Source organism: Prevotella conceptionensis 9403948 (assembly GCF_000312305.1).
GTDB classification, from domain to species: Bacteria; Bacteroidota; Bacteroidia; order Bacteroidales; family Bacteroidaceae; genus Prevotella; species Prevotella conceptionensis.
In genome coordinates, this window is record NZ_HE999443.1 from 28,889 (window position 1) to 41,390 (window position 12,502).

Annotated in this window: 9 protein-coding genes; 6 read left to right on the plus strand and 3 right to left on the minus strand. The window is 46.5% G+C overall.

Annotated features, from left to right (window positions below; translation table 11 throughout):
- The coding region (locus tag BN93_RS00075; RefSeq protein WP_019186307.1) for an Ig-like domain-containing protein at positions 1 to 1,987 on the minus strand (1,987 nt) is incomplete at its 3' end.
- 745 nt (positions 1,988 to 2,732) lie between these two features.
- On the opposite strand from BN93_RS00075, the gene BN93_RS00080 reads away from it, so the two are divergent.
- Positions 2,733 to 3,170: a hypothetical protein gene (locus tag BN93_RS00080; protein WP_019186308.1), complete on the plus strand. Its 438-nt coding sequence runs from the start codon at positions 2,733 to 2,735 to the stop codon at positions 3,168 to 3,170.
- 1,194 nt (positions 3,171 to 4,364) lie between these two features.
- Here the strand turns inward: BN93_RS00080 and BN93_RS00085 are convergent.
- Entirely contained in the window at positions 4,365 to 5,870 is a 1,506-nt protein-coding gene (locus BN93_RS00085; RefSeq protein WP_019186309.1) for a GH3 auxin-responsive promoter family protein, read from the minus strand.
- A 312-nt stretch (positions 5,871 to 6,182) separates the two neighbouring features.
- Between BN93_RS00085 and BN93_RS00090 the strand changes: the two genes are divergently transcribed.
- On the plus strand, positions 6,183 to 6,497 hold the full coding sequence (locus BN93_RS00090) for a helix-turn-helix domain-containing protein (RefSeq protein WP_019186310.1): 315 nt from the start codon (positions 6,183 to 6,185) through the stop codon (positions 6,495 to 6,497).
- A 640-nt stretch (positions 6,498 to 7,137) separates the two neighbouring features.
- Here the strand turns inward: BN93_RS00090 and BN93_RS00095 are convergent.
- Positions 7,138 to 7,626, minus strand: coding sequence for a Dps family protein (locus BN93_RS00095; RefSeq protein ID WP_019186311.1), 489 nt, complete (start codon positions 7,624 to 7,626; stop codon positions 7,138 to 7,140).
- 368 nt (positions 7,627 to 7,994) lie between these two features.
- Between BN93_RS00095 and BN93_RS00100 the strand changes: the two genes are divergently transcribed.
- The 4 genes from BN93_RS00100 to BN93_RS00115 form a co-directional block, all read left to right on the plus strand.
- Positions 7,995 to 9,245 carry an AAA family ATPase gene (locus BN93_RS00100; RefSeq protein WP_044259450.1) on the plus strand — a complete coding sequence of 417 codons (1,251 nt, stop codon included), beginning with the start codon at positions 7,995 to 7,997 and terminating at the stop codon, positions 9,243 to 9,245.
- Positions 9,242 to 9,739 carry a hypothetical protein gene (locus BN93_RS00105; protein WP_019186313.1) on the plus strand — a complete coding sequence of 166 codons (498 nt, stop codon included), beginning with the start codon at positions 9,242 to 9,244 and terminating at the stop codon, positions 9,737 to 9,739. The genes BN93_RS00100 and BN93_RS00105 overlap by 4 nt, the downstream gene beginning before the upstream one ends.
- A 202-nt stretch (positions 9,740 to 9,941) precedes the next feature.
- Complete coding sequence (locus tag BN93_RS00110; protein ID WP_019186314.1) at positions 9,942 to 11,306, plus strand: lipoprotein 17-related variable surface protein; 1,365 nt, start codon at positions 9,942 to 9,944, stop codon at positions 11,304 to 11,306.
- Between the two features lie 300 nt (positions 11,307 to 11,606).
- The coding region (locus tag BN93_RS00115) for a 1-acyl-sn-glycerol-3-phosphate acyltransferase (protein ID WP_019186315.1) at positions 11,607 to 12,502 on the plus strand (896 nt) is incomplete at its 3' end.

The window sequence follows — 12,502 nt, forward strand, 5'->3', positions numbered from 1 at the left end:
TATTTCGGCGTTTTATGCTCTTGCCTTTGTCGGGCTTTTGCTTGGTAATCTTGCCAGGCTTTTGCTCGTTCAGCGGTTTGGCTGTGGGGTTCCAGGTGCGTGTGGCATCCCAATTGGCCTTGCATTCTATTTCTTCGGGGAAGTAATACACCGTTTCGGGTTCTTCTCCGCGATAGAAATCGCCCGTGTCCCAGCGTCCGTTTCCGTTTCGGTCTACGAACAAACGCAGGTAATACGTTGCGGGTTGCAGGTAGTAGAAGTTGGCCGTACCAGCCAAGGCGCGTGTTTGTTTCACCACGGCATCTTGTCCGTTGAGCAACTGAACCACCACATTAGAGTCGGTAAGCGCAGTAAGCGAAACGGCGAGTGTGGCAAACTCCTTGTCTTCTCTTACCTTAAAGCCTTGCTTTATCTTGCCCGACGCAGTTCCGTAGATGTCGGTGAGTGCCAACGAGTCGAGTTCAAAGCTGTATTCCACGCCTGGTTTCCACTCGGCTTGCAGCTCCAACCACCGTTTGTGCAAGAGATTGGTTCCTACGGGCGCCAAACTGTCGGCCCCCTCGCGCACCCTAATCCTGTAACGGGCCTCATACCACAGCGTGTCGCGCTTGCTGTAAAGGTGCACTTTTGTCGAATCGAGACTTTGCAAAGGCGTTGGCAACTCTATTCGCACGTTCTCGTCGGGAGCGATGCTGTTGTTCACCTTCACCTCCACCTTCAACGCCTCGGGGCGCATTATCGTTTCAAACGGTTCTCCTTTCTTTTGCGCCTTGTCTTGTGCCTTCTTCCATTCCTCCGCTTTTTTTTGCTTTTCTTTCAGCCTTTTGGCGTAAGGCGTTTTCGCAAGAAACTCTATCGTATCCTGTTTCATGCGCAGTTGCCCCGTGGTGTCTGTACTCCAATATTGCATCTGCATGCGCAGCGTGTCTTGATTAATCAGCGCGGAGTCTTTAATCCAATAGGTTATGGTGTCCTTCTTAGCCGTGGGCATTACGATGAACGCGCGCTCGGCGTTGTTGAAGTTCAGTCCGCGCAGCTGTGGAAGTTCGTTGCTGCCAGCCGTAAACACCAGCGAGAAACATTCAGGCAACGTTCGTTCGGCCTTAGTGAAAAAGCGATCGGTTTGTATATGTGTAAACGCACGCAGCGTGATATTGTCGGGTAAGAAGTGCGTATAGCTGACACGCGAAATGGAATCGATGCGCAACGAGTCGCGCCAAAGCGTGTCTTGTCGCACATCGGGTTTCGACGAAGGTACGATAATCTCGCGGTTAAAGGCCATTTCTTCGCCTTTCTGCGTGAGATGATAGTCGCCGTCTACATCTTGCAGCGCATAAACGCGATACTTTCCGGGTGCGATGCCGCGTATAACGAAGTGTCCGCGCCCGTCGGTCTTGGCCACGCGCAGCATGGGTTGCGTACGAAACGCGCTATCGGCAAGGTTAGCGTACAGTCCCACCAGTATGCCTTTCACCGGTTCTAGGTTTTCGGCGGCAAGAACCCACCCGCTCACCTCCATCGTGTCGATATGTTCGCCCGTAGAGAAACTATACGTATAGTTTCCCAAGGGGTTGCCTTCGTTGTTGTCGGTTATGGCGTCAGAAAAGTCCACCGTGTACGTGGTGTTAGCTTTGAGCGAGTCTTTCAGTTCGATGTCGATGCTTTTTCCGCCGGCCTTTATGTCGGGCGTTTCAAGCTGTGGAGGCGAAACCACAACGTTTTCCGTGGCGTTTTCTATTTTGATAAATTCGTTAAAACGTATGTGTAGCTTTCTTGTTTTCACGCCAGTGGCCTTTTCTGTGGGCGATGCACCCACCACTCGGGGCGGTGTTTCGTCGTACCAGCCCCCATCGGGGTTGCCCATTCGGGCGCAAGCGGCCACTAATGCAAGTGTAAATAGCAACAGGGCGAAACGGCACAATTGCCAGTTAAGTCTGCTTGTGCGTTGCGTGGTGTGCGCCTTGTCCATATTGTAGCGTTCCTTCATATTTCCTTTTTACCTGCTGTTGCTTATTTGCACATTACTTTATTGTCGTGTTCGCACCTTTAATATATGGCTTTGCCTCGTTGCATGCAAGGGCTAAACCTTGGTTATATGTAGGCGTGCGGCCAACGTGTGCGTTGTTGTCGTTACTGTTATGCGTAGGTGTATGCGGCTCGCAGCGTGCAAGCAAGCCTGCACCGTTGCGAGTAACGTTTGCCCATAACGCCGCTTATGCCGGCATTTAGCCCGTATTCCTTGTGTAAACGGCATAATTGGGCTGTTGGCAAAGTTAGTAATAAAAAATGGAATATGGCTTTGTTGTTAGGGAATATTTGGATTTTAAACAGACGATTTAAGGAGTTATGGAGTTAAGGAGTTATGGAGTTAAGCCAAATGCCTAGGTGGCGTTACATTTAAGGAGTTAAGAAGTTGTGGAGTTAAGGAGTTATGGAGTTAAGGAGTTATGGAGTTAAGGAGTTATGGAGTTAAGGAGTTAAGCCAAATGCCTAGGTGGCGTTACATTTAAGGAGTTAAGGAGTTGTGGAGTTAAGGAGTTAAGCCAAATGCCTAGGTGGTGTAAGCCATTTTTTCACCTTTTCACCTTTTCACCCTTTCACCTTTATAAGCCTTTTCACTTTTTCACCTTTAAAAGTCTGCATCACGATTTAACACGCCATGATATTGCGGTGTCAGCGAAATTTATTACATTTGCAATGTATTGTTTCATCTGTATTTAAGTTGAACGGCTATGAAAGAAAAAGTGACAATAAAGCTTTGCAACAACTTTTATGAGGCGTGGGCGACAAGCCAATGGCTTGCCGAGCATCATATCATGGTGTTGCCCAACGCCGCCAACAAGGAACAACCAGGACAAGGAATAGCCATAACGGTTTACGAAACGGATGCGGAACAAGCCTTGAAACTGATTGCCCAATTAGAGAACAAACCCGTGGAAGAACGTTTGCCGCATGGAGTTGGCGACGATAACGAACAGGCGCCAAAACGATGCCCCGTGCGTTTAGAATGGCGCATTAAGCCCCTTTCGCTATTCCTTGCCATAGTGCTAACCACGATATTTGCCATTGTTTTCAGCCTGTTTTGCCACGAAGCGTTTTTACCCCTTTGGGGAAAACTGATGTTGGGTGGTGGTGTTGGCTTGTTGGTTGGGAGCGTAAGGAGAAATTAAAGGGGCCTAACCCAAGCCCATTTCCCTTGGAATGGGTAGTGATTAGCTGGTTCGCATGGGTTTAAGCGGACTAGCAGATTTGTCTTGTTTATATTGTTTATGCCTAGGTTTATATAATGAAGCCGTGTTGACTTTTTATGTTTCTATAAATTGAGCGGAGTTTGTTATCTTGGTGATACCAACACAAGACGGGCACCCCTTTCATGTACGAAGTGTAGGACAAATCGACCAACTGACTTATAAACTCACGAATAGCCAACAACTCCCGAATACATCAACTCATCAACTCACAAACTCATCAGCGTACAATCTCATCAACTAACAAACTCACCAACTCACAATCTCACTAATTCAAAAACTAACAAACTCACCAACTCACAATCTCACCAACTCAAAAACTAACAAACTCATCAACTCACCAACCTATAACCTCATAAGTTCAAAAACTCATCAACTCACCAATTCGCCAACTCAAAAACTTAAATTATTATTTTTATTTTTACAATGTCGCTCTATTTTTCACTCCGTTCTAGCAAAAATATAGGTCAAAAAGTAGGCAAATGGCCACTTTTTCTACTCTTTTACGCCTTGTGTTTTGTCCATTTTTAGGCATATAACCTGCATTTTGCACCATTTTGCCTTTCTAGTTGGCCGCCAACTCACAATTTTTTAGCCCTCAAATTCCCACTTTTTACCCCTAAAATCCCACTTTTTTACGGCTATTTTGCCCCTTTTAGCCATGTATTTCATGGTTCTAAGAGGTTTTGTTTATGCAATTGTTGTGGATATTTATGCTTTTTGTTTCGCATTTAGCTGCATTTTGCACTGCGTTTAGCACCAAAACACACTGCGTTTAGCACCAAAACGCATTGCATTTAGCACCAAAACGCACTGCATTTTGTAGCAAATAGCCCCAAAACTGGTGCAAATGGCGGTTGCTTTAAATAAATATTCATTTTCCCAACATTCACATGCAGCCCCTTTTTGCATCGAAACAAACCTTCGCGAGAATCGAATTTTTGCGGCAAGGTGGGCAGTTGGTGGATAAAAATGGCACTTTTAGTGTTAAAATTCTGGCTGAAAAGTGGACAAATTCAAGTTGACGAGTTAACAAGTTAACAAAAGGATAATTCACAAGGCATATCACTCCCCTCTCCCTTTGGAGAGGGGCTGGGGGTGAGGCTCTGCTCTTCTTTAATTCATCTTCAACAGCTCCTCAATATTCTTACGGCTGTTTCCCAGTCGCGGCACCTTATGTTGTCCGCCCAGTTTGCCTTTGCTTTTCAGCCAATCGTTAAACAGGCCTTGTCGTGCCACAACCACTTCCAGCTGTTGCAGCGTGATGTTCTTGTGTCGTTTAGCCTCGTAGTCGCTGTTAAGTTGTTGCAGACGGAGGTCGAGTGCCTGGGCAAAGGCATCTAGAGAAGTAGGCTTGTGCGCAAATTCCACAAGCCATTGGTGTCTGCATTTGGCCTCGGCATCCATAAAAACAGGCGCCGCCGTGTACTCTAACACCTCTGCACCCGTTTGTTGGCAAGCGTAAGCCAAGCCCTGTTCGGCGTTGTCCATAATCAGTTCTTCGCCAAAGGCATTGATAAAGTATTTTGTTCGCCCCGTAATCTTAAACTTATAAGGCCGTGTGGAGGTGAAACAAACTGTGTCGCCAATAACATAACGCCACAAACCACACGTTGTGCTAATCACCATTGCATAGTTGCGACCAGGCTCAACGCCCCAAAGCGGAACCACCGAGGCATTGTCTGTCCCAAATTCGTCCATCGGAATAAACTCGTAGAACACGCCATAGTCTATCATGAGCAGCATAGCCTCGTCGTCGGGAGCGTCTTGTAGACCGAAAAAGCCTTCGCTGGCGTTGTAAGTTTCCATGTACCGCATCTGCGACGAGCCCACTAACTTGCGGTATTGCTCGCGATAAGGGCCGAAAGCAATGCCGCCGTGGAAGAACACTTCGAGGTTGGGCCACACCTGGGAGAGCGTATCTTTGCCCGAAAGTTCGAGCACGCGCACCAGCACAGAGAGCATCCACGAGGGCACACCCGATATGTTGGTAACGTTGGCGTGCAAGGTTTGTTGGGCAATGGCCTCGCGTTTCGCCTCGAAGTCGGGCATTAGCGCAATGCTTTTCTTGGGAACGCGCACGATATTGGCCAAGGGATTGATGTTTTCGATGAGTATCGCGCTGAGGTCGCCCACTAGGCTATGCGCCACGTTGTAGTTGGCCGCATGACTTCCACCCAATATCAGGCTGCGCCCATCGAATAGTCGACTATTGGGGTTGTTGCGCAGATAAAGTGCCACGGCATCTTTTCCGCCTTTATAATGAATGTTTTTCAAGCCTTCGGCAGATACGGGGATGAATTTGCTTTTGTCGTTGGTTGTTCCCGACGATTTGGCGTACCACTTCACCACACCAGGCCACAACACGTCGGCTTCGCCGTGGCGCATGCGGTCGATGGGCTCTTTCAGTTCCTCGTAAGAGGTTACGGGTAGCTGTTTGGCAAAGTGTTCGTAGGTTTGTATGTCGCTCATTCCCCACGTATTGCCATATTGCGTGCGTTGTCCTTGCTGCACAAGGTGGGCCAACACACGCCTTTGTATCTCTTCGCTATGGTGGGCGTACGTTTCAATGTCGGCCTGTCGGCGTTTGAAAGCTCCGCTCACTAAGGATGTAATGCTCATTATCAGTTTGTTTGAAAGGACAAAATTACGTCAAAAACATGAAAAAACACTATGTTTGGAGAAGAAATGGTGAATGTGGAGGGTAACTGATGAGGAATAAAGGGGGTGGGGGATAAATAATGAACGGCAAGTGTTACATATATGGAAACGTTTTAGTAACTTTGTAATATGGCGAGAAATGGGCGTAAAGCCCCAATTTAGATAATGGATTTTAGTTAGCTTGTGAATTAATAAAACATCTGGCCAACAACTTGTTAGCTTGTTAACTCGTGAACTTGTGAACTGATAAAACTTCAATAAACGACGACAGCAATGAAACCAGAAAAGATATATACCCACGAAGAAATGCTCGACAAAGTGTTGGGCAAGCCCGGCGATTTGGCTCGCGAACAATACGAATCCGACATCAATGCTTTCCTCATTGGCGAGACAATAAAGAAGGCTCGTTTGCAACGCAACCTTACGCAAGCACAATTAGGCGAGCTGATGGGTGTTAAGCGTGCGCAAGTTTCGCGTATCGAAGGTGGTCGTAACCTCACTTTCGCCACGCTTTCAAGGGCTTTCAAGGCAATGGGCGTGGCTGCAACCATCGAGGCAAAAGGCATTGGCAAGGTGTCGCTTTGGTAGTGTATGCCGTTTCATCACATCAAAGCAGCTTACAACATCATGTTGGTTTGGCAGAATAACGTGCCCATGTGGAGTAAAACTGACTAATAAAACCCATGCAATTTTTGTTGTAACACCCCCATTTAATAGTTTGTAGCCAACATAAACAAAGGCGTGGCGGTGTATCATCACACCACCACGCCGGCTCTTTAATCTTGTCGCTAAATGCAAAACTACTATGCAAGTTGGTTTATAATGTGTTGTGCTAATCTCTTTTGCTTAAAGCAATGCTAAAAGTTTAAGTTGATGAGTGTTTTAGTTAATGAGTTTGTGCGGGTCTAAGTTTCTAAGTGAATGAGCTTTATCGCGCACATGGTTGCGCAAAACGTTTCTGAGCGTAGCGTTGTGAAAGCGTTGTTGGGAAGTGAAACAGCTAACAAGCTAACGAACTCACTACCTTGAAACTCCCCATATCACAGCCTCACGACCTTACATCCTACATATTGTTTGGCATTTGCCTTTGTGTGCAGTGGCTTGAAGTGAGGCGTAAAAAGGCGGCGACCTCATGGCGAAGTCGCCGCCAATCGTTTTTAACCTGATAATACGCACGGTGGCTAAACGCACAACGGCGTATGCGTTTGGCTATTTGCAGATAGCCGTTTTATTTTTTGTAGCTTTTATCTAAGAAAGCCACAAACATCCATACGTTCTTTTCTTGACCAGCGAGGAAACCGTCCATCAAGCCCACCGTTGCATCGTCGTCGGCATCGGCAGCAAGCTTAGCGATGGCGCGTTCTTGCTTGATGAGGTTGCCCAGGTTGTCTAGCACTGTTTCAACACCTTCTTTTCCTTCGGGTTCGTTGCCGCTTTCTTTTATCGTAGCCACTTTCAGGTACTCGCTAAAGCGGTTTTCGGGAGTTGCGCCCAGTTGCAAAAGGCGTTCGGCAATCTCGTCAACTTTCTCGGCAGCATCGTTATAAAGCTCTTCGTACTTGGCGTGCAAACCAAAGAAACGGTTGCCTTTTACGTTCCAATGCAAGCCGCGCAGGTTGGTGTAAAACACTTGGTAGTCGGCCAACAGTTGGGCCAATCCTTTAACAACGGGTTGAACTTTGTTCTCGTCTAGTCCTAAATACATCAATGTGTTCATTTCTAATTTCCTTTCTATATTTTAAATTGTGAGTGAAAATCCTTATTTCTTTCGTTTGCAAAGGTAGGCATATTGCATATCATGCCCAAACATTTCCTTCTATTTCGGTATAGAATTAATCTATAATAACGTTGGATGGTGCAGGCGTAAGTTTCTAAATGATATGGGGTTGTGGGGGAATTGTGGAGCGTGATCGGATGTCTTCTATTATGGTCTACGCGCTATTTTTGATTCTTTACCCAAACAACCCAACTAATAATGCTTTGTAACTGGAATAAAAGGACTATCTTTGCAAAAGGGTTTGGCTATGATGCAATGTGGGTCAACGATATTGCATGATTGCTGCCCACTATAAAACTTCTACGCTCATGAGCAGAATAAGAATATCTCACTTCGGCCCAATAAATACGCATGGGTATGGACATGATGGTTGGATAGACATAAAGAAGGTGACAGTGTTTATCGGCGAACAGGGCTGTGGTAAAAGTTCTGTTGCCAAACTTGTAAGCTTGTGCACCTGGATTGAAAAGGTTCTTACGCGTAGGGATTATGGTAGAAAGGGGTTTACGTCTTCAGATTTCAAGGGCTTTTTGTCTCGTTATCACCGATTAACAAACTATTTCATGGACGGTAAGACCGAAATAGAGTATGAAGGTGATGCTTACAGGCTGAGGTACACTAAAGAAGGCAACTTGTTGATAGGCGAAATGCCCAGTATAAATAAATATCCCTTGCCTCAAATAGCTTATATCCCCGCAGAACGCAACCTAATTGCTACGCTAAACAACCCCGATTTAGTAAAAGAGTGGCCAGGTTCGCTAGTGGGGTTTCTTGCAGAATATGCTCGGGCGAAGAAGGCAATAGCCAATGAACTACTGCTTCCTATAAATGGTGCATTGCTAGATTATGACCAAGAGAGCGACATCTTATCTATCAAAGGCAGAGATTATAAAGTACGTTTGCAAGAGTCGGCAAGCGGATTTCAGTCGGTTGTGCCGTTATATCTTGTGTCTAAGTACCTTTCTGAGAGTGTGTTGAACCAGGCTAGGCCATCAAACAAAATGCGTGTTGACGAGCTGGCGCCAAACAAAATGAGCGTTGACGAGATGGCGCGTTTCCAAAATGAGGTTATTTTGATATTGAACAATAAAGACCTTACCGAAGAACAACGCCAACTCGCCATATCGGCCTTGGCAGCGAGGTTTAACAAATCTGCATTTATCAACATCGTTGAAGAACCCGAGCAAAACCTCTACCCGTCATCGCAAGTGTTGTTGTTGCAAAGCTTGTTGCAATTTAACAACGCCTTGTCTGCAAACAAACTTATTGTAACTACGCATAGCCCATATTTGGTAAATCATTTGGCCGTAGCAGTAAAAGCGCATAAGTTGAAGAATTCTTACAAGGACATAGCTGACAAAATTAATGAAATCTACCCTTTGGAGGCAACTGTTTCGCCTGATGACCTAGCTATATACCAACACGATGCAAACGACAATTATTTCTATGCGCTAAAACAATACAAGGGCATACCCTCTGACGAGAACCTGCTGAATGTGCAGTTGGATGAAAGTAACGACAGATATGCCTCTCTGCTTGAAATAGAACAAAGAGCATGATTAACTTTTTCCCCTCAAAAGAAATCTGTACCACGAAACAAATAGAGTTCGGATTGTGCGACGCACCTGCACAATCAAAGGCGTACATAGACCTCTGTAATCGTGAGGAATGGATTGCAGTGGTGTACAATGAAAACCAAAAAGAAATTGGCTTTGTGCCTGTTGACCATTGCATCGACCTGCGGAAACCCGATGGGAAGATGGATAATCGCTGTGATTGCTGTCTCTTTCATAAGGATACCATTGCCTTTGTTGAACTGAAAAGGCGAAAGCCCAAATGCTCCGACTGGATAAAAGATGGAGAGAAACAACTTCGATCAACCATTGCCCACTTTGAAAATGAAAACGTGTCAAAGCAATTCTGCAAGAAAAGTGCCTATATCGCCAACAGTATGCAGCCAAATGGAAGAAGAGGACAAAACGAAAGAATGGAGAGATTCTTCAACGATACGGGATATGTTTTGCGAATTAAGAATACCATCGAAGAGTTTTAATGGCTGGATAAGCCTAATATGAACAACACTGAAACATTATGTTAAAGCGACCATCTTAACGCTACTTTCCGATTATTTTATTTATCTTTGCATCGTAGTTATTGTGCGCCGCCATTGTCCAAAGCCTCTGTGCCATTGTTGCAAAGGCCTACAATGGGAGAGAAAGGCGCGCCAGTTTTAGTGTTTAGATACAGGATTAACAATGAAGAAAATTATTTTATTGGCAGCCGTATGCGTCTTTTTTGCTGCCTGTGGAGGAGACGATGGACTTACACCCACACCACAAAAGCCACCAACACAAGGAGAAACGACCGAGGTTAAAGCCGCGGACATCGTGAAATACTTCAATCTCGACAAGCAACTTAACGTGAACCAAGCCATAGAAAAGGCAAAAGCCGACCTCGGAAAGAAAACGATAGACGGCAAGGAAATTGAAGTTAAGGCCGTGAACGAGGTGAAACGCGACGACCAAAAAGGCACGTTCACGCTTAAAGTGACGGGCGTTGCAGGTAAAACGCCTTTCGGATTGGACGTGGATTTCACCGGTTTTGCACAGAAACCCGCAGATCAAGACATGGCCATGCGTGCTGTGGCCAAATGGAAAGACGGCGTAGACTACCTGTCGGAGTTCGACTTCGATACGCTGTTCCGCTTGAAAAAGGCCGATAAGTTCACCGCAGAATATCTCTCAAAGCTGGTAGACCTCACGTCTTCTGCCGCAGATGGAAGTAACCATTACACCTTTACGCCCGACGATTGGGCAAAAACCGCCATCAGCGATGTGCGTTATGTGCCCAGTAACAGCCATTCGGGTCATGTTATGTTTACCATTACCTACAACGGAATAAAAGGTAAAACGGGCAACAATGCCTCTCCAAGCCTTGCCATTGATAAGAATGCGTATTACGCCAAGCAGTTTACCGTTGACACCGAAGCCGCTAGTAAACGATACATGCGTGGTGTATACAAACATCTTGATGTGTTCTATGGCTCCCTGATTAAGTACGACAAAGCTAAGTTTGCCCCACTTCTTGCCGGAAAACAGAGGAACAATGGCGACAACTCCATCGAATTAACGATTAAACTCACCCCTAAGGATGGCTCAGAAACCGAATTGGCGCAGTTCTCTTTAACGCTGAAAGGCTTTAAACCGCTATCCGACCTCAACAACGAGTGGAACATTGCCGGCGGAACTGATGTAAACGAGTTCTTCGGCAAGTGGTTTAGGAACTCTGCCGACGGCGATAAGACGGCACAAGTGAAAGCCATCGACACGAGACTGTGGCTTAAACTAGTGCAGATGACCGTTAAGCGAGGGGGCAATTTTGTTAGTTTGTATCCCAACGAGGTGGCAAGCGAGAACGGAAACTATAAAGTAACCGCATGGTTCCCATCGAGTAGCGATGCCGAATACAAGGACATTTATCTTGAAGAACCCCGAATTGAGGTAATTTCTGCCGAGAAAAAGGGTAACTTCCTCTATATAAAGTATAGGCTGACATCGGTTAACGAGACGGCCGTTGCCGGCGTTGAGAAGAGGATTGAGGTGCATCTGATTATGCCCTAACACGCAAAAATGCCCAAGCCACGCATGCTATGTGGCTCACTTAAACGCCCGTTGCGCTAGCCATTGCGCAACGGGCGTACTTGTATATGGGCTGCACAGGCGCGCCAGATGCCATTCGTGGCCCATCGTTTTAAAACCCATTGGGCTTTTAGGTTAAGTTTGTAAGATAGTCTTCGGCGGCCGATTTGGGTTACACCCAAAACAAAGAACGGCTTAATTGCATCGCTTTTCATGATTATTTACTAACTTTGTCGCGATATTTCAAAACACAAGTTCATCCACATCACACCTTATATATATATGGAGAATGTTTGCAGAGCAAGAGGAGAGTTCGACGATATACGCCCCTATAACGACGACGAAGTGGCACTGGCCATGCGGCGAATAGCCCAAAGTCAGTGGCTGCCGCAGTTGGCCCACTTCGTATTTCCCGAACAAAACGTGCAAGAGGTGGCACGCATGCTGGAAGAAATAAGTTCGGCACGCGAGTTTCAGCTCCGCGTGATGTATCATTTCAACCGAGAGGTGATGCGAAGAAGCACCACGCAATTTGTTTGCGAAGGGCTTGAAATGCTGCAACCCGCCGTGCCTTACCTCTTTGTAAGCAACCACCGCGACATCGTTTTAGATGCCTCGCTGCTGCAAAACGCATTGGTGGATGCAGGACACGATACCTGCGAAATAACCTTTGGAGCCAACCTCATGACCCACCCAACCGTGGTAGACATCGGCAAAAGCAACAAGATGTTTCGCGTGGAGCGCGGCGGAAACAAACGCCAGTTCTACGAAAGCGAGCTACACCTGTCGCGATACATCAGGCATGCCATCGTAGATAGGGGCTCGTCGGTATGGATTGCACAGCGCAACGGCCGCACAAAAGACGGACTAGACCGAACCGAACCTGCACTTATAAAGATGTTCACGCTTTCTGGAATGGGCAATAAGCTCATTTCGTTGGCCCAACTGAACATCGTACCCGTGGCCGTGAGCTACGAATACGAGTCGTGCGACTTGCTTAAAGCGCGCGAAATGGCGCAGGCCGCGCACAAACCCTACGTAAAACAGCCAGGCGAAGACATCAACAGCATCATTACGGGCATCAGTCAGCCCAAGGGTCGGGTGCATTTCCGCGTAACAAAACCCATTGGCGCGGCCCAACTTGAACCCCTTGCGCACCTGCCCCTTAACGATGCCGT